At 64.9% G+C, this 24,220-nt stretch carries 18 protein-coding genes and 1 riboswitch; of the genes, 5 read left to right on the plus strand and 13 right to left on the minus strand.

Going from position 1 to position 24,220, the window contains the following annotated elements; translation table 11 throughout:
* Positions 1 to 5 precede the first annotated feature (5 nt).
* Positions 6 to 2,075: an EAL domain-containing protein gene (locus tag E8E91_RS28375; RefSeq protein WP_280380550.1), complete on the plus strand. Its 2,070-nt coding sequence runs from the start codon at positions 6 to 8 to the stop codon at positions 2,073 to 2,075.
* A gap of 73 nt (positions 2,076 to 2,148) precedes the next feature.
* On the opposite strand, the gene serB is transcribed toward E8E91_RS28375, so the two are convergent.
* Positions 2,149 to 3,363, minus strand: a complete 1,215-nt coding sequence (gene serB / locus E8E91_RS28380; RefSeq protein ID WP_280380552.1) for a phosphoserine phosphatase SerB — start codon at positions 3,361 to 3,363, stop codon at positions 2,149 to 2,151.
* 136 nt (positions 3,364 to 3,499) lie between these two features.
* Between serB and E8E91_RS28385 the strand changes: the two genes are divergently transcribed.
* Entirely contained in the window at positions 3,500 to 5,035 is a 1,536-nt protein-coding gene (locus tag E8E91_RS28385; protein WP_280380554.1) for an AhpA/YtjB family protein, read from the plus strand.
* A gap of 244 nt (positions 5,036 to 5,279) precedes the next feature.
* Here E8E91_RS28385 and E8E91_RS28390 read toward each other — a convergent pair whose 3' ends face one another.
* The 9 genes from E8E91_RS28390 to E8E91_RS28430 form a co-directional block, all read right to left on the minus strand.
* A complete protein-coding gene (locus tag E8E91_RS28390) occupies positions 5,280 to 5,990 on the minus strand; it encodes a PqiC family protein (RefSeq protein WP_280380556.1) in 711 nt (236 codons plus the stop codon).
* A 143-nt stretch (positions 5,991 to 6,133) separates the two neighbouring features.
* A complete protein-coding gene (parC, locus tag E8E91_RS28395) occupies positions 6,134 to 8,392 on the minus strand; it encodes a DNA topoisomerase IV subunit A (RefSeq protein ID WP_280380557.1) in 2,259 nt (752 codons plus the stop codon).
* 7 nt (positions 8,393 to 8,399) lie between these two features.
* The gene (locus E8E91_RS28400) at positions 8,400 to 8,924 is read right to left on the minus strand and encodes a TIGR02281 family clan AA aspartic protease (protein ID WP_280380559.1); all 525 of its coding nucleotides are present in this window, start codon (positions 8,922 to 8,924) and stop codon (positions 8,400 to 8,402) included.
* On the minus strand, positions 8,921 to 9,874 hold the full coding sequence (locus tag E8E91_RS28405; protein ID WP_280380757.1) for an esterase-like activity of phytase family protein: 954 nt from the start codon (positions 9,872 to 9,874) through the stop codon (positions 8,921 to 8,923). Before E8E91_RS28405 ends, E8E91_RS28400 begins: the two co-directional genes overlap by 4 nt.
* Positions 9,875 to 9,900: 26 nt before the next feature.
* Positions 9,901 to 11,790, minus strand: a complete 1,890-nt coding sequence (gene parE / locus E8E91_RS28410; RefSeq protein WP_280380561.1) for a DNA topoisomerase IV subunit B — start codon at positions 11,788 to 11,790, stop codon at positions 9,901 to 9,903.
* A gap of 14 nt (positions 11,791 to 11,804) precedes the next feature.
* Positions 11,805 to 12,422 carry a YqiA/YcfP family alpha/beta fold hydrolase gene (locus tag E8E91_RS28415; RefSeq protein ID WP_280380563.1) on the minus strand — a complete coding sequence of 206 codons (618 nt, stop codon included), beginning with the start codon at positions 12,420 to 12,422 and terminating at the stop codon, positions 11,805 to 11,807.
* 58 nt (positions 12,423 to 12,480) lie between these two features.
* Complete coding sequence (gene cpdA, locus E8E91_RS28420) at positions 12,481 to 13,296, minus strand: 3',5'-cyclic-AMP phosphodiesterase (protein ID WP_280370427.1); 816 nt, start codon at positions 13,294 to 13,296, stop codon at positions 12,481 to 12,483.
* 136 nt (positions 13,297 to 13,432) lie between these two features.
* Positions 13,433 to 13,888 carry a DUF1249 domain-containing protein gene (locus E8E91_RS28425; RefSeq protein ID WP_044870743.1) on the minus strand — a complete coding sequence of 152 codons (456 nt, stop codon included), beginning with the start codon at positions 13,886 to 13,888 and terminating at the stop codon, positions 13,433 to 13,435.
* Complete coding sequence (locus tag E8E91_RS28430) at positions 13,879 to 14,496, minus strand: NUDIX domain-containing protein (RefSeq protein ID WP_190831412.1); 618 nt, start codon at positions 14,494 to 14,496, stop codon at positions 13,879 to 13,881. Before E8E91_RS28430 ends, E8E91_RS28425 begins: the two co-directional genes overlap by 10 nt.
* Positions 14,497 to 14,693: 197 nt before the next feature.
* Between E8E91_RS28430 and E8E91_RS28435 the strand changes: the two genes are divergently transcribed.
* A complete protein-coding gene (locus E8E91_RS28435) occupies positions 14,694 to 15,434 on the plus strand; it encodes a DUF3298 and DUF4163 domain-containing protein (RefSeq protein WP_280380565.1) in 741 nt (246 codons plus the stop codon).
* Here E8E91_RS28435 and cytX read toward each other — a convergent pair.
* Together cytX and thiC are read right to left on the minus strand one after the other, a co-directional pair.
* Positions 15,391 to 16,695, minus strand: coding sequence for a putative hydroxymethylpyrimidine transporter CytX (gene cytX / locus E8E91_RS28440; protein WP_280380759.1), 1,305 nt, complete (start codon positions 16,693 to 16,695; stop codon positions 15,391 to 15,393). The genes E8E91_RS28435 and cytX overlap by 44 nt on opposite strands.
* A 121-nt stretch (positions 16,696 to 16,816) precedes the next feature.
* On the minus strand, positions 16,817 to 18,700 hold the full coding sequence (gene thiC / locus E8E91_RS28445; RefSeq protein ID WP_280370421.1) for a phosphomethylpyrimidine synthase ThiC: 1,884 nt from the start codon (positions 18,698 to 18,700) through the stop codon (positions 16,817 to 16,819).
* An 88-nt stretch (positions 18,701 to 18,788) separates the two neighbouring features.
* Positions 18,789 to 18,895: riboswitch (TPP riboswitch) on the minus strand.
* A gap of 218 nt (positions 18,896 to 19,113) precedes the next feature.
* Here thiC and E8E91_RS28450 point away from each other — a divergent pair.
* On the plus strand, positions 19,114 to 20,562 hold the full coding sequence (locus E8E91_RS28450) for a TolC family outer membrane protein (protein ID WP_190831409.1): 1,449 nt from the start codon (positions 19,114 to 19,116) through the stop codon (positions 20,560 to 20,562).
* A gap of 421 nt (positions 20,563 to 20,983) precedes the next feature.
* Here the strand turns inward: E8E91_RS28450 and E8E91_RS28455 are convergent, their stop codons facing one another.
* Positions 20,984 to 22,081 (minus strand): ABC transporter substrate-binding protein, encoded by a 1,098-nt coding sequence (locus E8E91_RS28455; protein WP_280380567.1) that lies wholly within the window; start codon positions 22,079 to 22,081, stop codon positions 20,984 to 20,986.
* Positions 22,082 to 22,239: 158 nt separating this feature from the next.
* Here E8E91_RS28455 and E8E91_RS28460 point away from each other — a divergent pair, with 158 nt between their 5' ends.
* Positions 22,240 to 24,195 (plus strand): FAD-dependent oxidoreductase, encoded by a 1,956-nt coding sequence (locus tag E8E91_RS28460; RefSeq protein WP_280380569.1) that lies wholly within the window; start codon positions 22,240 to 22,242, stop codon positions 24,193 to 24,195.
* Positions 24,196 to 24,220: the final 25 nt, after the last annotated feature.

Here is a 24,220-nt window from a genome sequence, read left to right on the forward strand (position 1 = left end):
AGGCCATGGCCATCGAAAAGAAAACGATCCGTCTGCTGATCCTGGAAGACTCGCAGAACGAAGCCGAGCGACTGGTCAGCCTTTTCCGGAATTCCGGTCGCGCGACTCGCGTCCACCGCATCCTTTCCGCCGACGACCTCAATGAGGCCCTGCAGCAGAGCTGGGACCTCCTGATCGCGTCCCCCAGCAGCGAATATCTCGGTCCCAGCGAAGCCCTCAACAGCATCCGCCGCCAGTCCAAGGACATTCCGTTCATCCAGCTGGTGCAGGACAACGACTCCGACCTCATCACCGAAGCCCTGGCACTCGGCGCCCAGGACGCCCTGCCCCAGGGCGAGGACGAGCGCCTGGTGCTGGTGGCCAACCGCGAACTGGCCAACCTCGAACAACGCCGCGCCCGCCGCGCCGCCGAGGTCAGCCTGCGGGAAGCGGAAAAACGCTGCCAGTTGTTGCTGGACAGCTCCGTGGACGCCATCGCCTACGTCCACGACGGTATGCACATTTATGCCAACCGCGCCTACGTGGAGATGTTCGGCTACGACGATGGCGACGAACTCGAAGGCATGCCGATGATCGACCTGATCGCCGGCACCGACCAGGCCGGCTTCAAGGACTTCCTGAAGAACTACCGCGATGGCGAAGGCGCTGGCGAGCTCACCTGCAGCGGCTGCAAGGTCGACGGCCAGAGCTTCCAGGCGCGGATGAACTTTTCCCCCGCGTCCTATGACGGCGAGCCCTGCATCCAGGTGGTGATCCGCGCCGAAACCGGCAGCGCCGAACTGGAAGAGAAGCTGCGCGAAATCAGCAGCCAGGATCTGGTCACCGGCCTGTTCAATCGCTCCCACTTCAACGAAATGCTCGACGTTTCCGCCGAGCGCGCCGTAAAGGCCGGCCAGCCGTCGAGCCTCGCGTACGTTCGCGTCGCACGCTATTCCAGCCTGCTGGCCGAAGTCGGCATCGCCGGCGTCGACTTGCTGCTCACGGACCTCGCCAACCTCCTGCGCGCCCACTTCGCCGGCGACGCCCAGCTTGCCCGCTATGGCGACGACGTGTTTGGTGTCCTGCAGCAGGGCGTCACGCCTGAGCAGGCGACAGAAAGCCTGCAAAGCCTGCTGAAGAAGATCGATATCCATCTCTTCGACGTCAGCAGCCGAACCGTGCAGGTCAGCCTGTGCGTCGGCGTCGCCGGGCTCAGCGAAACCACGCCCAAAGCCCAGGATGTGGTGGATCGCGCCCATCGCTGCTCCGACGAACTGGGCGACCAGAACGGCCTCAAGCTGTACGACCCGGCCGAAGAACTGGCCGCTGCGGCCAACCGTGGCAACCTGGTGGCCATGGTTCAGCAGGCGCTGGAGAACAACAGCTTCCGCCTGCTGTTCCAGCCGATCATCAGCCTGCGTGGCGACAACTTCGAGCATTACGAAGTGCTGCTGCGGCTGCTCAATTCGCAGGGCGAGGAAGTGCCACCCGCCGATTTCCTCGATGCCGCCAAGGACGCTGGCCTGGCCGAGAAGATCGACCGCTGGGTGATCCTCAACTCCATCAAGTTGTTGGCCGAGCACCGTACCAAGGGTCACAACACCCGACTCTTCGTCCACCTCTCTGGCGCCAGCCTGCAAGACCAGACCCTGCTGCCGTGGCTGAGCGTTGCCCTGAAGGCCGCGCGACTGCCCTCCGATGCGCTGATCTTCCAGTTCAGCGAGCCGGATGCCATCGCCTATCTGAAACAGGCCAAGGCGCTGACCCAGGGGCTGGCCGAGCTGCATTGCCAGGTAGCGCTGAGCCAGTTCGGCTGCGCACTCAACCCGTTCAACACGCTCAAGCATCTCGCCATCGATTTCGTGAAGGTGGACGGCTCCTTTACCCAGGACCTGGGCCGCGCGGAGAACCAGGAGGTTCTCAAGACCCTGCTGGCGAGCCTGCATGCCCAGGCCAAGCTGACCATCGTGCCCTTCGTCGAAACCGCCAGCGTCCTCGCCACACTCTGGCAGGCCGGCGTCAACTACATCCAGGGTTACTACCTGCAAGGCCCCAGCCAGGCGATGGACTACGACTTCTCCTCTGGAGACGAGTAAGGGCGAGCCCGGTCTCAAACGCCATCCACGAAAAAGCCGCCCGAAGGCGGCTTTTTCATTTCCGGTCAGACACTCATTCCCTGCCGTCGCGGTCGCGGAAGCCGAGCAGGTAGAGAATGCCGTCCAGGCCCAGGGTGGAAATGGCCTGTTTGGCGGACTGTTTGACCAGCGGCTTGGCGCGGAAGGCCACGCCCAGGCCGGCCAGAGCCAGCATCGGCAGGTCGTTGGCGCCATCGCCGACGGCGATGGTCTGCTCCAGGCGCAGCCCTTCCTTCTGCGCCAGCTCGCTCAGCAGGTCCGCCTTGCGCTGCGCATCGACGATGGGCTCGATGGCCACGCCGGTCAGCCTGCCGTCGACGATCTGCAGCTCGTTGGCGAACACGTAGTCGATGCCCAGCTTGGCCTGCAGTTGTTTGGCGAAGTAGCTGAAGCCACCAGAAAGAATGGCGGTCTTGTAGCCCAGGCGCTTGAGCTCGGCGAACAGGGTTTCCGCCCCTTCGGTGAGTCGCAAGGAGGCGCCGATCTCTTCCAGGACGTCCTCGGACAAGCCCTTGAGCAGGCCCAGGCGCTCCTTGAAGCTGGCACGGAAATCCAGTTCGCCACGCATGGCGCGCTCGGTGATCTCGGCGACCTTGTCGCCCACACCCGCAGCCTTGGCCAGTTCGTCGATCACCTCAGCTTCGATCAGGGTCGAGTCCATGTCGAACACCGCCAGTCGGCGGTTACGGCGGAACAGCGAGTCGCGCTGGAAGGCGATGTCGACGTTCAGTTCCTGGGCCACACTGAGGAACTCAGCACGCAGGGCTACCGGGTCGGCCGGCTCGCCACGTACGGAAAACTCGATGCAGCCCTTGCCCTGGTCGGCCGGCATATCCAGCGGCATGCGACCCGACAGACGGTCGATATGGTCGATATTGAGGCCGTACTTGGCGGTGATGGAACTGACTCGCTGCAGTTGCTCGGCGGTGACCTTGCGGGTCAGCAGGGTGACGATGTAGCGGCTCTTGCCCTGACCGTCGACCCACTGCTGGTAATCTGCCTCGGGTACCGGAGTGAAGCGCACCTGCTGATCCAGCTTGTAAGCCGTGAACAGCACGTCCTTGAGCACCGCCGAGCCTTCGGCGTTATCCGGGATTTCCACCAGGATGCCGAACGACAGGGTGTCGTGGATCACCGCCTGGCCGATATCCAGGATGTTCACGCCACCCTGGGCCAGGGCACCGGTAATAGCCGCGGTCAGGCCGGGGCGGTCCTCGCCAGTGATGTTGATCAGGACAATCTCGCGCAAGTCGCACCTCACTCAGCGCATGAAAAGGCGCACATTCTACCCACTTTCGCGGCGCCCGCAGCATGCTCGGCGCTTTGCCCTGCAAGGGGCGCTCGCTATACTGCGCCACAATTTCGTCCGAGAAGAGCCGCGCTCTGTGAACCGGCCCACGCCTGTCAAACCCGACAATTTCTTCCTGCTGATCTTCCATGCCCTGCGCCAGCGGCGCGTGCCGATCGCCTTGCGCATCGCCAGCCACAGCTTGCTGTTGGTGGCTCTGGCGCTGGTGATCTACGCCTGGGTCATGGGCATGCAGTTCAAGCAGGCCATGCAGCAGCAGGCCGACGCCCTGGGCCAGAGCCTGACCGCGCAGACCGCTGCGTCAGCCACGGAGTTGCTGGTGTCCAACGACATCCTCAGCCTCAACGTGCTGCTCAACAACCTGGTGAAGAACCCGCTGGTGGCCCACGCGGCCATCTACAGCGTGGACAACCGCATCCTTGCCGAGGCCGGTTCGCGGCCCAAGCAGGGGCTGCTGGGCGAGGCCGAAGGCCTGTATTCGACGCCTATCACCTTCCAGGAAGTGATCGCCGGCCATCTGCGCCTGAGCCTGGACATGGAGCAGTTCCAGCAGCCCATGACCATCAGCCTGCAGAGCATGGGCCTGCTCAGCCTGATCCTGCTGGCCCTTACCCTGTCCCTGAGCCTGCGCCTCGGCCGACACATCTCCACGCCCCTGCTGCAACTGCGTGTCTGGCTGCGCGACCCGGACGACCCCGCGCCCGGCGCCGGCCGCCAGGACGAAATCGGCGACCTGGCCCGTCAGCTCCAGGCGCGCCTGGTACCGGAGAAACCGGAACCCGAGCCTGAGCTCGACCCCATCCCGGAAGAAGACTACGCCGAGGCCGACGAGGACTATCTCGAGGACGAGCAGGGCGAGCAGGACGATCCGGATCATTTCGAGGTCCGCGACCTGCGTGACGACAGCTTCGACGGCGAGGAAGAGACGCCGAGCACGCTGTTCACGCCGGATGACGAAGATCCCTTCTCCGAACTGCGCGAGGAAATGGCCGAAGACGAGCCGGCCCCTGCTCCAGCCCCCGCTGCTCAGGAAGAACCGCAGAACAGCGCCGTGCTGGCCATCCAGCTTGGCGCCCAGGACCAACTGCGCCGACTGCCGCGTGCACGCCTGATGGACCTGCTGCAGCGCTACCGCGACTGCCTCGATCAGGCCGCCCGCCTCTACCACGGCCAATTGCTGACCCTGAACGACGGCAGCAGCCTGATGCTCTTCCACAGCAAGGACAGTGACGAGGACTACCTGACCCACGCGATCTGCTGCGGCGAACTGATGCGCGCCCTGGGGCACGCCCTGCAGATCGAGGTCGCCGACAGCGGCATCACCCTGCAGCTGCAGCTCGGCCTGACCCACGGCGAGGACCTCTCCGGTCTCAGCCAGGGCGACCTGCTGCTCAATGACAGCACCCAGAGCGCCCTGGCCCTGAGTCAGCACAGCCGCAACCTGCTGCTGGTGGAACGCGCCATTGCCGAGGACGACCTGGTTCGCCAGCGTGCGCGCATCCGCGCCATCACCAGCCCGGAAGGCGCCTGCTGCGTTGAACGCCTGCTGGAGCCCTATCCTTCGCTGCTGGAACGCCAGCTGTCGCGGATGCATGAAGCTCGCGCGCACTGAATGCACGAATAACGAAAAAGCCCGCCGATGCGGGCTTTTCTTTGCCTGCGACGCTCTCAGTGGACGATTGGGTTCAGCCGGGAACGTAGGGCGCGCTGTGCGCACCGAGGCTTCGATTCCCCGTCAAATGGCGCCGGTGCGCACGGCGCACCCCGCCGGATTGGCTCCACCCTCGGGACGAAGAACTCCCGACGAACACGCATGAAAAAGCCCGCATCAAGCGGGCTTTTTCACAATCCAGCGATCAGAAGCGGAAGACTTCCACGTCGGTGCGCACTGGCGCCGCCATGGGGATCTTCGGCGGCTGCGGCTCCTTGGCCTTGGCCGGCTGATTGGCCGCTGACGGCTTGCGCGGCGCCTCGACTGCAACCGGCTGGCCTTCCAGCGGCTTCACGGCAGCGGCCAGTTGCTCGGCCAGTTGCTGCAGCAGCTTGCTCTGGGCCCGCACCTGGTCGGCGGCGGTTCCGGCATGGGGCTCCTCAAGGCGCACCAGGCGGCTGTCACGCAGCTGACCGGCACGATCCAGCAGGCGCCATTGCGCCTCCAGCACGGCCGGGCGCTGGGGGCCGGAGTCAAGACGGCTGATGGTCAGCAGCACCTGTACTTCCGGAGTGAAACCGGGGTTGCCCGGGGCCAGCACCAGGCGCTGGCTGTCCAGGCGCCAGGACAGCTGACGCAGGAGAACCTGGTCGATATCCGCAGCCAGGCTGCCGGCCCAGCGACCGTCCGGGGCAGCAGTCAGGCTGCCGTCGGCCTGGCGTTGCAGGAGGGTCTCACGCTGAAGGTAGTCGGCCACGGTCACCGGGCCGAGCAGTACTTGCATCCCAGCCTTCTTTGACGGCACCTCCGGGGTGCCTGCATCCAGCTGAAACATGGGAATCGGTGGGCTATGTACACAACCGGCCAGGCCCAGGAGGCTCGCCAGCATCAAAGCCAGGGAAAAACGCACGCTCATCAATCTCACCCACGGCCGCCTTGTGGGCAGCCTGCAGTCGAATTCATTCGTCCTTGCCATCATCAGGGAACGGCAAGGGGACATATCATCCGTCAATGTGACGCAGGACTCCATAGCCCCACGTCAATTCGCCGTCGCCACCGTCAGGCGAGCGGTTCCACCTGCAGCGCGTCAACCCGCTGGAAGCCGCGTGGCAGCTTGTTCCCACGGCGTCCGCGCTCGCCCTTGTAGTGCTCCAGGTCATCCGCCTTGAGCGACAGGGTGCGCTTGCCAGCCTGCAGGACGAGGGTTGCACCGGCAGGTAGCACCGCCAGATCGGTGAGGTACTCCTCGCGGCTTGCAACGCGATCGCCAGGGATACCAATGATCTTGTTGCCCTTGCCCTTGGCCAGCTGCGGCAGGTCGGCGACCTTGAACAGCAGCAAGCGGCCCTCGGTGGTCACCGCTGCCAACCAGTCTTCTTCGACGCTCTGCACCAGACGTGGCGGCACTACCTTGGCGCCGGACGGCAGGCTGAGCAGCGTCTTGCCGGCCTTGTTCTTGGCCTGCAGGTCGGCGCCCTTGACCACGAAACCGTAGCCGGCGTCCGAGGCGATGACATAGGTGGCGTCATCCTCGGGCAGCAGCACGCAGTCGAAGTTGGCCCCCGGTGGCGGCGTCAGCCGGCCAGTGAGCGGCTCGCCCTGGCCACGGGCCGAAGGCAACGAGTGGGCTGCCAGCGAGTAGCTGCGGCCGGTGGAATCGATGAACACCGCGTACTGATTCGAACGGCCCGGTGCCGCCGCCTTGAAGCCGTCGCCGGCCTTGTAGGACAGGCCGGTTGCGTCGATATCGTGGCCCTTGGCGCAACGCACCCAGCCCTTCTCGGACAGCACTACGGTCACCGGCTCGGTGGGCATCAGCTCGGTTTCCGACAGGGCGCGAGCCTCGGCGCGGGCGACGATGGGGGAACGGCGGTCGTCGCCGTAGGTTTCGGCGTCCTTGATCAGTTCCTCGCGCACTAGCTTCCTCAGCTTGGTGTCGCTGCCCAGCAGGGCCTGCAGTTTCTTCTGCTCTTTCAGCAGTTCCTCCTGCTCACCACGGATCTTCATCTCTTCCAGGCGTGCCAGTTGGCGCAGACGGGTATCGAGGATGTAGTCGGCCTGGATCTCGGTGAGATCGAAGCGCTCCATCAGCACCTGCTTGGGCTGGTCCTCGGTCCGGATGATGTGGATCACCTCATCCAGGTTGAGGAAGGCGATCAGCAAACCGTCCAACAGGTGCAGGCGCTTCTCCACCTTGTCCAGGCGGAACTGCAGACGACGGCGCACGGTGCCGATGCGGTAGGTCAGCCACTCGCTGAGGAGGGTACGCAGGTCCTTGACCTGGGGCTTGCCATCCAGACCGATGACGTTGGTGTTGACCCGGTAGCTGGACTCGAGGTCCGTGGTGGCGAACAGGTGCTGCATCAGTTCGTCGGCATCCACGCGGTTGGAGCGCGGAATGATGACGATGCGAGTGGGGTTCTCGTGGTCCGACTCATCGCGCAGGTCCGCCACCATCGGCAGTTTCTTGGCCTGCATCTGGCCGGCGATCTGCTCGAGCACCTTGGAGCCCGAGACCTGGTGCGGCAGCGCGGTGACGACGATATCGCCGTCCTCCACACGGTACACGGCACGCATGCGCACCGAGCCACGACCGGATTCGTAAATCTTCAGCAGTTCGGCACGGGGAGTGATCACCTCGGCCTCGGTGGGGAAATCCGGGCCGAGAATGTGTTCGCAAAGCTGCTCCACCGTCGCGTTCGGCTCATCCAGCAGGCGCACACAGGCTGCGGCCACTTCCCGCAGGTTGTGCGGCGGAACGTCGGTGGCCATGCCCACGGCGATGCCGGTGGTGCCGTTGAGCAACAGGTTCGGCAGACGCGCCGGAAGGGTTGCCGGCTCGTTGAGGGTGCCGTCGAAGTTCGGCACCCAATCCACCGTGCCCTGGCCCAGTTCGGACAGCAGGACTTCCGAATAGCGCGACAGGCGCGCCTCGGTGTAACGCATGGCAGCGAAGGACTTGGGATCGTCCGGTGCACCCCAGTTGCCCTGGCCGTCCACCAACGTGTAGCGGTAGCTGAAGGGCTGGGCCATCAGCACCATGGCCTCGTAGCAGGCGGAGTCGCCGTGGGGATGGAACTTGCCGAGCACGTCGCCGACGGTACGCGCCGACTTCTTGTGTTTGGAATCGGCATCCAGGCCCAGTTCGCTCATCGCGTAGATGATGCGGCGCTGTACGGGCTTCAGACCGTCGCCGATATGCGGTAGGGCGCGGTCCATGATCACGTACATGGAATAGTTGAGGTAGGCCTGTTCGGTGAAGTCGGCCAGGGAGCGGCGCTCAACGCCTTCCAGGCTCAGATCGAGGGATTCGCTCATGCGTGCCTCACGGAGAAGTGACTTGGCGCAGCACCAGAGTGCCGTCGCGCTGGGTGAATTCGAGTTGTTTCAGGGCGCTCATGCCGAGCAGCACCTCTTCGCCGTCCATGCCCGGCACGATGATCGCCGGCACCTGGGTCAGGCGTATGTCACCCAGGCGCAGGTCCTGCAGCTGGGTGCGGTGGCCGGTGACGCGGCCGTTGGCGGTACTCAGGGTGACCGCGGCGCCGGGCGCCAAGCCAAGGCGCTCGGCAACCCGTGCCGGCACCGCCACCTGGGTGGCGCCAGTGTCGAGCAGGAAGGTCACGGCCTGGCCGTCGATGCGGCCATCCAGCAGGTAATGCCCCTGGCGGCTACTGGCCAGGCGCACTTCGACGTAGCCGTCGCCGTGCACCGACTCGGGCGCGCGATTGGGGTTGTGCTGGCGGTCTTCCCAGACGCCGAAGTAACGCGTGGCCAGGATCAGGCCGATGCCCCAGGCGAGCACCAGCATGACCCTTCCCGCGCGTTTGCCCGGCGTCTGTGTGGTCATTTCGCGCTCCAGCCGCCTTTCGGCGCAGTGAAGCGCCAGACGATGGGCCGCCGCTCGCCATCAGCGCGAGCCTTGCCGCCGTTGTCGAGACCTACCCAGGCCCCGTCAGCATCTATCCACAAGGCCTCGGCCACGCCGAAGGGCACGCCATAGCGACGGGTATCGGCCAGGGCTTCCTCAGCGAAGGACCAGCAGCGCTCCACTTCGCCACTGCTCGGCTTGCGCCGGCAGATCTGGTGCGCCAGGCGCTCCAGGGTGAAGAGTTTTTCCTCGAAGAAGGCGAGGTCGGAGAAGTCGCGCGGCATCTGCTGCTCGCTGCCGATGGGGGCTGGCGGCGGCTCGGTGCCGGCTTCACTGAAGATCACGCAGCCGCCGGTGCAGCGCCAGGTGGATTGCTGCTTGTGCACCACCATCAGGCCACGGCGCTCACGCTCGGCGGCGAGCCACAGGCGTTCGCCCTTAGGATCGACGGCGACGCCCTCGAGCAGGGCATTGAAGTGCAACAGCATGCCGCTGGCGCGAGCCTGGCGGATCAGGTTGTCCGGCAGCAGCAGCCAGTTCGGATCGCCGGCCACCGGCAGCTGCAGCACGGCCGCATTGGCCTCGCTGACCAGATAGCGGTTGCCGGCCGCATCGCAGCTGATACCTTCAAAATCGAGCTCATTTCCCCGCAGCATGCTGATGGCCCAGGAGCGCGCACGGACGCCCCAGGGCAGGCTGCTCGGCGGTGGCGGCGGCGCATGGAACACCTCCGCCTGAGCCTGGAGCACACCGCCGATGGGCTTGAGCCGGTACAGCTGGTTATCCACACGATCGGACACCGCTAGCAGGTCTTCCCCGCAGCGGGCCAGCCCGGAGAGGTTGCCCTGAGGCATACCGTCCACCGGGTACTCGGAGGCGAGGCGCAACTGCTCGGCGTCGTCGGCGGCCCAGAGTGGTGTGGAAAACAGCAGGGCAAGGAGAATCAGGGCTCCCCTCACACCATGACCTCGGCCAGGTTGCCCTTGGACTCCAGCCAGGACTTGCGGTCGCTCGCGCGTTTCTTCGCCAGCAGCATGTCCATGATTTCCACCGTGCCCTCGGTGTCTTCCAGTGTCAGCTGGACCAGGCGGCGGGTGTTCGGATCCATGGTGGTTTCGCGCAGCTGTGGCGGGTTCATCTCGCCCAGGCCCTTGAATCGGGTGACCTGGGGCTTGCCACGCTTCTTCTCGGCCACCAGGCGGTCGAGGATGCCGTCGCGCTCGGCTTCGTCCAGGGCGTAGAAAATTTCCTTGCCCAGGTCGATGCGGTACAGCGGAGGCATGGCGACGTAAACGTGCCCGGCTTCCACCAGGGAGCGGAAGTGGCGAACGAACAGCGCGCACAGCAGGGTAGCGATGTGCAGGCCGTCGGAGTCGGCGTCGGCAAGGATGCAGATCTTGCCGTAGCGCAACTGGGAGATGTCCGCGGCGCCCGGGTCAACGCCGATGGCGACGGCGATGTCATGCACTTCCTGGCTGGCGAGCACTTCGCCACCGTCCACTTCCCAGGTATTCAGGATCTTGCCGCGCAACGGCATGATCGCCTGGAACTCCTTGTCCCGCGCCTGCTTGGCCGAACCGCCGGCGGAGTCACCCTCCACCAGGAACAGTTCCGAGCGCATCGGGTCCTGGCCCGCGCAATCGGCCAGTTTGCCGGGCAGCGCCGGGCCCTGGGTAATGCGTTTGCGTTCGACCTTCTTGCTGGCTTTCAGACGACGACCGGCGTTGCTGATGGCCAGTTCGGCCAACTGCATGCCCAGATCCGGGTGAGCGTTGAGCCACAGGCTGAAGGCGTCCTTGACCACGCCGGAAACGAAGGCCGCTGCCTCGCGGGAGGACAGGCGCTCCTTGGTCTGACCGGAGAACTGCGGTTCCTGCAGCTTCATCGAGAGGACGAAGGCGATGCGTTCCCAAACGTCTTCCGGAGCCAGCTTGACGCCGCGCGGCAGCAGATTGCGGAACTCGCAGAACTCACGCATGGCATCCAGCAGGCCCTGGCGCAGGCCGTTCACATGGGTGCCGCCCTGGGCGGTGGGGATCAGGTTGACATAGCTTTCCTGGACGCTGTCGCCACCCTCGGGCAGCCAGAGCAGCGCCCAGTCCACTGCTTCCTTGTTGCCGGCGAGGCTGCCGCAGAACGGCTCGCTCGGCAGACGCTCGAACTCGCTGACGGCGTCCACCAGGTAGGAGCGCAGACCGTCCTCGAAGTGCCACTCGACACGCTCGCCGCTGGCCTTGTCCTCGAAGGTGACGGACAGCCCCGGGCAGAGCACGGCCTTGGCCTTGAGCACGTGCTTGAGGCGGCTGACGGAGAACTTGTGGGAGTCGAAATACTTGGCGTCCGGCCAGAAATGCACGCTGGTGCCGGTGTTGCGCTTGCCGACGCTGCCGATGACTTCCAGCTCGCTGGCCTTGAAGCCGTCGGCGAAGGTCATCATGTATTCGCTGCCCTCGCGCTTGACCCGCACTTCGACGCGGGTGGACAGGGCGTTCACCACCGAGATACCCACGCCGTGGAGGCCGCCGGAGAACTGGTAGTTCTTGTTGGAGAACTTGCCGCCGGCATGCAGCTTGGTAAGGATCAGCTCGACGCCGGGCACCCCTTCCTCGGGGTGGATATCCACCGGCATGCCACGGCCATCGTCGATGACCTGCAGCGAGTTGTCCTCATGGAGAATCACCTGGACGCTGCGGGCGTGGCCAGCCAGGGCCTCGTCCACACTGTTGTCGATGACTTCCTGGGCCAGGTGGTTGGGTCGGGAGGTGTCGGTGTACATGCCCGGGCGCTTGCGCACCGGGTCGAGGCCGGAGAGGACTTCGATGGCATCCGCGTTGTAAGTAGCCATGGATTCCCTTTCAGTCAGAGGTCGGAAAAGTCGATGTCACGCCACAGCTGCGCGGGAAAGCCGGCAAAGGCCAGCAAGGCGGGCAGATGGGCGGGGAAGTTCTGGAAACCGTGATCGCCGCCGGCCTCGATGCGCAAGGCACAAGCGCGGTAGTAGCGCTCCGCCTGGCGGTAGTCGAGGGTTTCGTCGGCCGTCTGCAACCAAACCTGATAGCGGGCAGGGTCCTGTGGTGGTGGCACTTCCAGTTCGGCCAGCGCCATCACATGCTCCGCCGTCAGCTCCCAGATTTCGTCGCTGTAGTAGTTCTTCTGTGGGCCGAGCCGGCCATCGAACAACCGGTGCGGGGCTACCGCAGGGTTGATCAGCACGGCCGAAAGACCGTGGCGCTCGGCCAGGTGGGTCGCATAGTAGCCGCCCAGGGAGCTGCCGACCAGCACCGGGCGCCCCAGCTCGGCGATGGCGTCCTCGAGCTGGCCGATGGCCAGGCGTGGATGATGGTGCAGGGCGGGAACCCGCAGGCGATCAGCCAGCCCCAGACGCTGCATGAGCGCGTCGAGCTGGCGCGCCTTGTGTGAAGACGGCGAGCTGTTGAAACCGTGGATATATAGAAGGCTGGGTTGCGAGCTGGACACGCGGCTTCCTGGCAGGTCGAGGGAAAGTTGTACTTCTTGCCGTGCCGCGGCGCGAAGGTCAATAACCCTTGACGCTGTAATCCACTTCGAAAGTGATTCCAGTTACCCGCGAAACCCCAGTTTCAATGGCGCCATCACGCCCCAGACGCAACCAGCGATAACCCGGTGCTTCGTTGCCCACGCAGAAGTCCTCGCTGCCCGGCGCGAACTGCACGCAAGTGGATGGCGATGCCAGCAGGCGCACGCCGTTGCGGAGCTGATCGAACTCCTGGTGGACGTGGCCCCAGAGCAGCGCCCGCACCTGTGGATAGCGGTCCAGCACGGCGAACAGGCTTTCGGAGTTGCGTACACCGATCGGGTCCATCCAGGCACAGCCGATGGAAACAGGATGGTGGTGGAAGCTGACCAGCACGTGGCGCTCGCCGGCGCCTTCGAGGGCTTGCTCCAGCAGGGCAAGTTGTTCCACGGGGAAATGGCCGGGAACAGCACCGGCGATGGTGGAATCCAGCAGCACCACCCGCCAATGGGGGAAATCGACGATTGGCTCCAGGGCCGAAGTGCCGGCGCAGACATCGCGCATCACCGGGACTTCGTCGTGGTTGCCGGGGAACCAGCGGGCAGGCGCGGGGATGTTCGCCACCAGCTCGCGGAAAGTTTCGTAGGACTCGACCGAACCGTCCTGGGAAAGGTCGCCGGTGGCCAGCACCAGATCGATACCCGACTGCTCTTCCAACACCTGGTCAATCACCCGGCGCAGGCTGTCGCGGGTTTCCATGCCCAACAGCTTGCCGTCCGCTTCGGCGAACAGATGGCTGTCGGATAGCTGCACCAGCAGCACCGACTCGTCAGCAGCGGGGAGGACTGGATTGGGCAAGGCCTTCTCCTTGGGCAAGGTGTTCCGATTATGGTTGCTGCGCGCGCAATGGGTAAACCCGCGAAGCGGGAATGGTTCACAGTTAAGGGTTGCGGATCGCGCCGCACCGACCAGTCGCAGTTCGTTACGAACGCAACTAGAGGACGACCGGCTCCAGCTCGTGACCACAGGCCAGGCAGTGGCTCAGCCACTCGCCGAGGAAGAGATTGAGCTGGCTCTTCTCGTCGGGCTGGTGCATGTCGGCATTCGGATAGGAATACACACTGCGGAAGCGCCGTGCGTTCTCGGCACCGACCACTTCAGCCATGCGCGCGTCATGGTAGACGCGCACTTCCAGCTGCGGCGACGGCAGCCAGGGCAGGCTGTGCTCCTGGCGCACCTGCAGGGTGGTGGTATAGGGGCAGGCTTCGACCACTTCCAGGGCCAGCACACCGAGCAGGCGCTCGCCCTGGCTCAGCGCGACACGCCGGGAACCGCGCACCTCGCGCATCTGCGGGAGCAGACGCATCAGGCGCGCGTAGTTCGCCTCGCAGGCTGCTTGCAGCCCAATGAGGTCGACCCGGTAGCGATCGCGCAGCAGATTCACGTCCACAACCCCCTGACTTCGGTACGGTTCAGCGCCAGCCACTGCAGGGCCAGCATGGTCGCGGCATTGTCCAGCCGCCCTTCACGCATGAGGGCCAGGGCGTCTTCCAGCGGCAACACGTGCACGCGGATGTCTTCGCCCTCCTCCGCCAGCCCGTGTACGCCGCCCGCACCGCTGCTGTCGCAACGCCCGAGGTACAGATGCACACGCTCGTTGGAGCCCCCTGGTGAAGGATAGTAGGTGGTGATCGGCCAGAGCGAAGTCAATTGCAGATCGGCCTCTTCGACGGCTTCCCGACGGGCGACCTCTTCCGGCTCCTCGTCCTTGTCGATCAGCCCGGCCACCAGTTCCAGCAGCCACGGGCTCTCGCTCTTGCCGTAGGCGCCCACGCGGAATTGCTCGATCAGGACCACCACATCCCTCTGCGGATCATAGGGAAGTACGCAGACAGCATCATGACGAACGAAGAGTTCCCGATGGATGACCGGCCCCATGTCGCCGGAAAACAGTCGATGGCGCAGGCTCAGACGGTCCAGGCGATAGAAACCCTGGAAACAGGTTTCTCGCTCGACGATTTCGACGGCGTCCGGGCCCGGCTTGAAGGTTTCGGTCATGGGAAGGTCTCACTGCTGCGGAAGGCTTCGATCCGCGCATCCTACCCCTTGGTTGCACAGGGCGCAGCCTCTTTGCAGATGGGTCGCGGGCTGGGAAGATGCGCGGCGAAAGGCTGCCCGTGGAGCGCGAACTCATGGCCTCTGCGGCAGTCGAAGCCTGCACTTTTTTCCGGAATCCGCCCCCGAAGATGAAGCCGATGCCCCTCGCCAGACTCCTTGCCGCCGCCTGCCTCGGCACCCTGCTCAGCGCCTGCCAGATGCTGCCCGGCGGCAGCGGCAAACTGGAGCCGCAGCGCCATGCCTGGGAACACCTGAAACCCGGTTGCCAGGGCGAGACCTGCCCGCTGGTGAACATCGACACCATCAGCTTCGCCGACGAACCGCAGCTCAATGCGCTGATCAACGAGCGCCTGTTGCGCATGACCCAGGACGCCCCGGGCTCGCCGCTACCAGCATCGCTCGAGTCCTACGAGAAGGATTTCCTCGCCAGCGCAGAACCGGGCTGGAGCAGCTACCTGCAGGCCAAGGTGCTGGAGCAGCACGACAACCTGGTGCTGGTGGAGCTGTCCAGCTACCTCTTCACCGGCGGCGCCCACGGCATGCCGGGACGCGGCTTCATCAACTACGACCGCAAGCTGGAGAAGCCCCTGAGCCTTGGCGACATGCTGCTTCCCGGCCAGGAAGAGGCTTTCTGGAAAGTCGCCGAGCAGGCTCACCTTCGCTGGCTGGCGACCAACAAGCTCGACCAGGACCCCGACTTCATCAAGACCTGGCCGTTCGAGCGCACCGCCAACGTGGGCCTGGGCTACGGCGCCATGCTGCTGAAGTACGACGTGTACAGCATCGCGCCCTACTCCAGCGGGCATCCGGAAATCCGCATCCCCTACCCGCAACTCAACGGAATACTGAAGCCCCAGTATTTCCCCGGACGCGGCTGAAGCGTCCCAGCAGAAGCTGCAATACGCCGGCAGCCAGCAGTGCCGGCAGGGTCGCCCCCAGATCCGGCCAGTGGTTAGCCAGCAGGTGGTAGATCGCCACGCCGCAGCCCCAGGCCACCAGCGTGTCCCAGCGCAACGCCACGCGCGGCGCGAGTTCCGCGCGGCGGCGGCGCAGGATGAAGTGATCCACCAGCACCACGCCGAACAGCGGCGCGAAGACCGAGCCGATCAGCAGCAGGAAGTTCTGGTACTCGGCCAGCGGCGCGAACCAGGCTATCAGGGTACAGAGCGCCCCGATGGCCAGCGCCAGATGCTCCACCTTCAGCGGCAGCAGGATGCCGCTGGACACCGCGGCCGAGTGGATATCGGCAAAGGCCTTTTCCGACTCGTCCAGCAGGATCAGCAGCAGCGGGATACCCATGCCCGCACCGGCCAGGGCCAACAGCAGGGCATTGGCGTCGCTGCCCTCGGCAAAAGCCAGGGTGTAGGCCACGCCAAGGCCCATCAGCCACAGGCAGCCGATGAAGAAGCCCAGTGCGGAACCGAGGAACACACCGCCGCCACGACGGCCGAAGCGCGAGTAGTCGGCGATCAACGGCAGCCACGACAGCGGCATGGCGATGGCGATGTCGAAACCCAGGGCGAAGGACATGGAACCATCACCGGCACGCGCCATCAGCGCAGAGAAGTCGGCGCGATTCAGCAGGTCCCAGGTCAGCCAGACGCAGGCACCCAGCAACAGCCAGATCCCCCAGCGACGCAGGATCCGCCGCACGAAGGCGAGCGGACCGGCCACTGCCAGCAGGGTGGCCAGGGCGCCGAACACCAGGGTCCAGAGCACCGGCGAGGCCCACAGGCTGCCTTCACCCAGGCCTCGGGCGACCAGCAGGCTGGCGGCGTCACGCATCACGATGATTTCGAAGGCGCCCCAACCCACCAGTTGCAGCAGGTTGAGGAACGCCGGCACGGTCGCACCGGCCGAACCGAGGCTCAGCTTGAGCGAGGCCATGGCGGCGAGACCGGTGTCGCTGCCGATCATCGCCGCCGAGCCCAGCAGCAGCACGCCGACGCCGGTACCGAGCAGGATGGCCAGCAGCGCATCGCTGGTACCGAGGCCCGGCGCCAGCAATGCGCCGGTCTGCAACACCATCAGGCCGAGGCCGAGGGAAAACCAGAGGGAAAACAGGTCGCGCGTGCCGAGTACGCGCTGGTCGAAGGCGACCGGGATGGACGGCGAATAGCTGGTTGGGGTGTTCACGATGGCAGATGCCCTGAAAGGACTGTAGTTATGGTTTGACCACAAACCGCAAAGCCGGGCACGAGGCCCGGCTTGCGGTGTGGTGAGACAGGGCCAGGCCTGTCCGGGGTCACGCGGCGGGTCGTCAGACCTGCTTGTAAATCATCGAACCTTCTTCCTTGAAGCGCCCGGACTGCTCGGCGAAACCGGCCTCGATGGCCTTCTGCTCGTCGGTCAGGCCGTTCTCCTTGGCGTAGTCGCGCACTTCCTGAGTGATCTTCATGGAGCAGAACTTCGGCCCGCACATGGAGCAGAAGTGCGCCACCTTGGCCGATTCCTTCGGCAGGGTCTCATCGTGGAAGGCACGCGCGGTATCCGGGTCCAGGCCGAGGTTGAACTGGTCTTCCCAGCGGAACTCGAAGCGCGCCTTGGACAGTGCGTTGTCGCGAATCTGTGCGCCCGGGTGGCCCTTGGCGAGGTCGGCAGCGTGGGCGGCGATCTTGTAGGTGATGATGCCGGTCTTCACGTCATCCTTGTTCGGCAGGCCCAGGTGCTCCTTCGGGGTCACGTAGCAAAGCATGGCGCAACCGAACCAGCCGATCATCGCGGCGCCGATGCCGGAGGTGATGTGATCGTAGCCGGGGGCGATGTCGGTGGTCAGCGGGCCGAGGGTGTAGAAAGGCGCCTCGTCGCAGCATTCCAGTTGCTTGTCCATGTTTTCCTTGATCAGGTGCATCGGCACGTGACCGGGGCCTTCGATCATGGTCTGCACGTCGTGCTTCCAGGCGATCTTGGTCAGCTCGCCGAGGGTTTCCAGCTCACCGAACTGTGCAGCGTCGTTGGCGTCGGCGATAGAGCCCGGACGCAGGCCATCGCCCAGCGAGAAGCTGACGTCGTAGGCCTTCATGATTTCGCAGATTTCCTCGAAGTGGGTGTAGAGGAAATTCTCCTTGTGGTGGGCCAGGCACCACTTGGCCATGATCGAGCCGCCACGGGACACGATGCCGGTCACGCGCTTGGCGGTCAGCGGCACATAACGCAGCAGCACGCCGGAGTGGATGGTGAAGTAGTCCACGCCCTGCTCGGCCTGCTCGATCAGGGTGTCGCGGAACAGTTCCCAGGTCAGGTCCTCGGCGATGCCGCCGACCTTTTCCAGGGCCTGGTAGACCGGCACGGTGCCGATCGGTACCGGCGAGTTACGGATGATCCACTCGCGGGTTTCATGGATGTGCTTGCCGGTGGACAGGTCCATGACCGTGTCCGAGCCCCAGCGGATGCCCCAGGTGAGCTTGGCCACTTCTTCTTCGATGGACGAACCCAGTGCCGAGTTGCCGATGTTGCCGTTGATCTTCACCAGGAAGTTGCGGCCGATGATCATCGGCTCCAGCTCCACGTGGTTGATGTTGGCCGGGATGATGGCGCGGCCGCGGGCCACCTCCTGGCGCACGAACTCGGGGGTGATTTCCTTCGGAATGGCTGCGCCAAAGCTGTGGCCGGCGTGCTGTTCCTTGAGCAGGCCGGCTTCGCGCGCTTCGGCCAGCTTCATGTTTTCGCGGATGGCGACGAATTCCATCTCGGGCGTGATGATGCCCTTCTTCGCGTAGTGCATCTGGGTGACGTTCTGGCCGGACTTGGCGCGGCGCGGGTTGCGCACGTGGGCGAAGCGCATGGCGGCCAGTTCGGCATCGGCCAGGCGGCGCTGGCCGAACTCGGAGGTCAGGCCCGGCAGGCGCTCGGTGTCGTTGCGGTCGTCGATCCAGGGCGAGCGCACATCGGCCAGGCCCTTGCGCACGTCGATGCTGACGCTCGGGTCGGTGTAGGGGCCGGAGGTGTCATAGACGGTGACCGGGGCATTGATCTCGCCACCGAAGGCGGTGGGGGTCACATCCAGGCTGATCTCGCGCATGGGCACGCGGATGTCCGGGCGGGAGCCCTGCACATAGACTTTCTGCGAACGGGGGAAAGGCTGGATGGATTGCTGGTCGACCTGGGCGCTCTCGCTCAGGTTCTTTTGTTGTTTTGCGGTCATCGGGCTGGCTCCTGGGATGATGTCGGAGCGAACCTGAAAGAGAGTGCACCGGGACCGGTGCCGAGAGGAGCCTCCCGGAATGCGGGCTGGGGAGGCACATCTTGTTCCCTACGCAGGCCTTAACCTGATCAGGTTCAACGGGATCCGGAACTATCCGATCTCAGCCTCCGATTCGAGGCACCCCGACAAGAACCCGGGCAGTCTAAACAAGCTCGGCGGAGAAAACCAACCCGGTGGTCAGAATATCGTGACCAGTACGTCGGGAAGTGACGCAGCACCGATAACAAAAATCGATTGTTGCACGCAGGAAACATAGCTTGTCGCAAACTACACTCAGGCCGCCGGTGGGGCGTCTTGACCCGCCCCCAGCGGCCCCGTAGCCTTGCCCGACACCTCAGAATCCAGGATTGATCATGCTGCGCAGACTCTCGCTGGCCATCGCCGTGGCATCCGCCTTTGCCGGAACCGCCTGGGCCGTAGATGCCCCCCTGTCAGCCAAGACGGACCTCGTGACCGTCTACAAGGACGCTGTCGACAACAACGCCGACCTCGCCGCCGCTCGCGCCAACTATGAAGCGCAGCGCGAGGCCGTACCCCAGGCTCGTTCCGGCCTGCTGCCGCAAATCAACGGCGGCGCCACGTCCAACGACACCCGGACCAAGCTGGACGACCCCTCCAACACCTTTTCGCGCAGCGGCATCGCCTACCAGGCGACCCTGAGCCAGCCGATCTTCCGTGCTGACCGCTGGTTCCAGCTGAAAGCCGCCGAGTCCAGCACAGAGCAGGCTGCCCTGGACTTCTCCGCGACCCAGCAGAACCTGATCCTGCAGACCGCCGAGACCTATTTCGCCGTGCTGCGCGCCCAGGACAACCTGGCCTCGACCAAAGCCGAAGAAGCGGCGTTCAAGCGCCAACTTGACCAGGCCAATGAACGTTTCGACGTCGGCCTCTCGGACAAGACCGACGTACTGGAAGCCCAGGCCGGCTACGACACCGCCCGTGCCAACCGGATCATCGCCGAGCGCAACGTGGAAGACGCCTTCCAGGCGCTGGTGACCCTGACCAACCGCGAGTACGCCTCGATCGAAGGCATCCTCCACACCCTGCCGGTCGTGGTGCCCGCCCCCAACGACGCCAAGGCCTGGGTCGATACCGCCGCCCAGCAGAACCTGAACCTGCAGGCGGCCAACTACGCCGTCGATGCCGCCGAAGAGACCCTGCGCCAGCGCAAGGCCGGCCACGCGCCGACCGTCGATGCGGTAGCCAGCTACCAGAAGGGCGACAACGACAGCCTCGGCTTCAGCAATAACGGCTCCACCCTGCCCGGCCAGGATCCGTTCAGTGGCGACGTGGAGCAGCGCAGCATCGGCCTGCAGCTGAACATCCCGATCTACAGTGGCGGTCTGATCAGCTCCCAGGTTCGCGAGTCCTACCAGCGCCTGAACCAGACCGAGCAGCAGCGCGAAAGCCTGCGCCGCACCGTGGTGCAGAACACCCGCAACTTCCACCGTGCGGTGAACACCGACGTGGAGCAGGTGAAGGCGCGCCGGCAGTCGATCATCTCCAACCAGAGCGCCCTGGAAGCCACCGAAATCGGCTACCAGGTCGGTACCCGCAACATCGTCGACGTGCTCGATGCCCAGCGCCAGCTGTACAGCTCGGTACGCGACTACAACAACGCTCGCTACGACTACATCCTCGACAACCTGCGCCTGAAGCAGGCTGCCGGCACCCTGAGCCCGGCCGATCTGGAAGCCCTGGCCGGCTTCCTCAAGCCCGACTACAACCCGGACAAGGACTTCCTCCCGCCGGACCTGGCCAAGGCTGCAGAAGCCAGCCTGAAAGGCGACCCGGAATACTGAGTCCCGCTTCACACGAAAAAGCCCGGCATCACTGCCGGGCTTTTTTATTGGATTTGTGGGAGCGAATTCATTCGCGATGGTCACGTTGGTCGCGAAGCTGGGCCACGCAGGCCGACGGCCTGCTTCGCGAGTAAACATCCACGTTCGTAGAACATGGACTTGCGGTAGCCCCCTGGAAGGGGGCGAATCCACTACCGAGCACAACGCCGACCTCTTTCGCCCGGTCTGGACCGTAGGGTGCGCTGTGCGCACCGACTTCAGGACCCGCTTCGGCACCAGGCCAAACCGCCGGTGCGCACGGCGCGCCCTACCCGATCGCCTTCATCCTGCTAGCCCAAGCAGTCGAATCGTCACAGGCAGAGCCGATGACTCATGACCACGTCCTCAGGACGTGGTTTCCCAAGTTCAAATGAATTCGCTCCTACTTTGCCGCCCAGGCGTTGAAGCGCTGCTCCAGGTCTTCGCCGTGGTCAGTCCAGAACTCCACATCCATCGGCAGGGCCTGCGCCATGTTCTGCGGCGCGCTGGGCAGCCAACCGGTCAGCGCCGGGTCGAGGCGCTCGAAGGCCTGCTGGTTGACCGGCCCGTAGGGAATTCGTTTGACGTAGTCGGCCTGGTTGTCGGCCTTGTTGATGAAGGCGATCAGTTGGTGGGCGCGGTCGACGTGCTTCGAGCCCTTGATGATTGCCCAGTAGTCCATGCCGTAAAGGCTATCCGGCCACACCACGGCGAACTTGTTGCCTTCCTGGTGGGCCGCGGCGATGCGCCCGCTGTAGACCGAAGTCATGGTCACGTCACCGGCGGCCAGCCATTGCACGGGCTGGGCCCCCGCCTCCCACCACTGGATATGGGGCTTGAGCTGATCCAGCTTGGCAAAGGCCCGCTCCACCCCTGCCGGCGTAGCCAGCACCTTATAGACATCCTCGCGCTTTACACCATCGGCCAGCAGCGCGAATTCCAGGTTGTACACCGCCCGCTTGCGCAGCCCGCGCTTGCCGGGGAAGCGCTGCACATCCCAGAAGTCCGCCCAGGACTTCGGCGCCTCAGCCAGCTTGCCGGCGTCATAGGCCAGTGCCACGCTCCAGACCATGGTGGCCGACCCGCATTCCTGGGCTGCATCGGCAATCAACTGATCGGCACCGCCTATGCGCTGCCAATCCAGGCGCTCGAACAGGCCTTCCTCGCAGCCACGCACCAGGTCAGGCGCCTCGATCTCAACCAGATCCCAGTCGACGCTGCCGGTATCGGCCATCACCTTGATCCGCGCCATCTCGCCGTTGTATTCGCCCTCCGTCAGCGGGGCTCCGCTGGCCGTGGCGAAGGGCTTGAAGAAGGCGTCACTCAGGGCTTTCTGCCCTGCCCCGCCGTAGCCCACCACCACCATGGTGTCAGCCGCCTGGACGCTTCCCAGGCTACAAGCGAGCGCCAAGCCGGCGAGCAGACGGCCCGCGTGGCTGGAAGCAGGAACGGAACAAGGATGTGAACGGTTGCTCAGGTGAGGGACGAATGACTGCCGCATTGGTGCTTCTCCTCTTGTTGTTGTCATGAAGCCTGCCCAGCTCGGGCTGACACGAAGCTAAGCCGGGACAAAGTAAAAAAACAAGTTGATTTTTTACTGAAGGTAAATTTCCATGGCTCAACAAGAACAAGCGGGCCGCCAGGCCCTCAGGAGCCTCCATGTCCAGTGCCACCTTCCCGCTCCTTTTCGAGCCCCTGGAAATCCGCGGCAAACGCCTGAAGAACCGGATCATGTCCAGCGGACACGACACCTCGATGCCCGCCGACAACCTGGTCAACGACCAGCTCGTCGCCTACCACCGCGCTCGCGCCAGGGGTGGAGTCGGCCTCATCGTCCTGCAAGTGGCCGGGGTGCATGACAGCGCGCGCTACACCTCCCATGTGCTGATGGCCACCGACGATGCCTGCATCGAGGGCTATCGCCGCCTGGCCGACGCCTGCCATGCCGAAGGCACGGTGGTGCTTTCCCAGGTCTTCCATCCGGGCCGGGAAATCATGGAGTCCAGCGATGGCCTGCTGACGGTGGCCTGGTCCGCGTCGGCTTCGCCCAACGAGCGTTTCCGCGTGATGCCGAGAGCCCTGGACCAACGAATGATCGACGAGATCGTCGCCGGCTACGGCGCAGCCGCCCGCCGGTTGTCCGAGGCGGGTCTGGACGGCGTGGAGATCGTCGCCAGCCACGGTTATCTGCCTGCGCAGTTCCTCAACCCGCGCGTGAACCGCCGGGAAGACGCTTACAACGGCGACCTGGACGCCCGCCTGCGCTTCGTCCGCGAAGTGATACAGGCCGTGCGCGCCAACTGCCCGGAAGACTTCATCGTCGGGATGCGCATCTCCGCCGACGAACGCGACCCGGAAGGCCTGACCGAAGACGAATCCCTGACCGCCGCGCTCGCCCTGCAAGGGCAACTCGACTACCTGCACCTGGTGGCCGGTACCTCCGCCTCCATCGGGGGCGCCATCCATATCGTGCCGCCCATGGCCATCGAAGCGGCCTACCTGGCTTCCACCGCTGGGACCTTCAAGTCACGCCTGGACATCCCACTCTTCGTCACCGGACGGATCAACCAGCCCCAGGAAGCCGAGAGCATCCTCGCCCGCGGCCAGGCGGATGTCTGCGGCATGACCCGCGCACTGATCTGCGACCCGCAGATGCCGAACAAGGCCGCCAATGGCCGCAGCGACGATGTGCGTGCCTGCATCGCCTGCAATCAGGCGTGCATCGGCCACTTCCATCGCGGCTATCCCATCTCCTGTATCCAGCACCCGGAAACCGGTCGTGAACTGACCTACGGAGAACCGAAACCTGCTGCCGTGCGCAAGCGCGTGATGGTGGTGGGCGGAGGGCCGGCGGGCATGAAGGCCGCCGCCGTGGCGGCCCAGCGCGGCCATGAGGTAACCCTCTTCGAGGCGGGTAACCAGCTCGGCGGGCAAGTGTTGCTGGCCCAGTTGCTGCCGCGCCGCGCGGAGTTCGGCGGGGCCGCCACCAACCTTCAACGGGAGATGGAACTGGCTGGCGTGCAAGTGCAGCGCAATGTCCGCGTCGACCGCGCCCTGGTGGAGCGCGAGCGTCCCGACCTGGTGATCCTCGCCACCGGCGCGAAACCCTACTGGCCGGCCTTCGAGCGCGGCGGCGAGTTGCAGGTGGTCGACGCCTGGCAGGTCCTGCGTGACGAAGTGCAACTGGGCCGTTCGGTGGTGGTTACCGACTGGCGCGGCGACTGGATCGCCCCCGGCATCGCCGAACGCCTGGCGCGCAATGGCCACCAGGTGCGCCTGGCGGTAAGTGGCACTCATTGCGGCGAGAGCCTGCCCCTTTACGTGCGTGACCAGATGGCCGGAGAGCTGCACAAGATGGGTATTCCGATCACGCCCTATGCACGTCTTTACGGCTGCGACGACAACACCGTGTACATGACGCATGCCGCCTGTGGCGAACCGATGCTGTTCGAAGAGGTGGACACCCTGGTGCTCTGCCAGGGCCACCAACCGGTGGACGACCTGGGCAGTGAGCTGGAAGGCCTGGTGGAATTTCGCCGGATCGGCGATTGCCTGGCGCCTCGCACGGTGGAGGAGGCGATTTACGAGGGACTGAAGCTGGCCTGGAGCATCTGAGTGTCGCCGGCGATCGCGGCTGCAA

Source organism: Pseudomonas sp. BN515, assembly GCF_029873155.1.
In the GTDB taxonomy this organism is placed as follows: Bacteria; Pseudomonadota; Gammaproteobacteria; order Pseudomonadales; family Pseudomonadaceae; genus Metapseudomonas.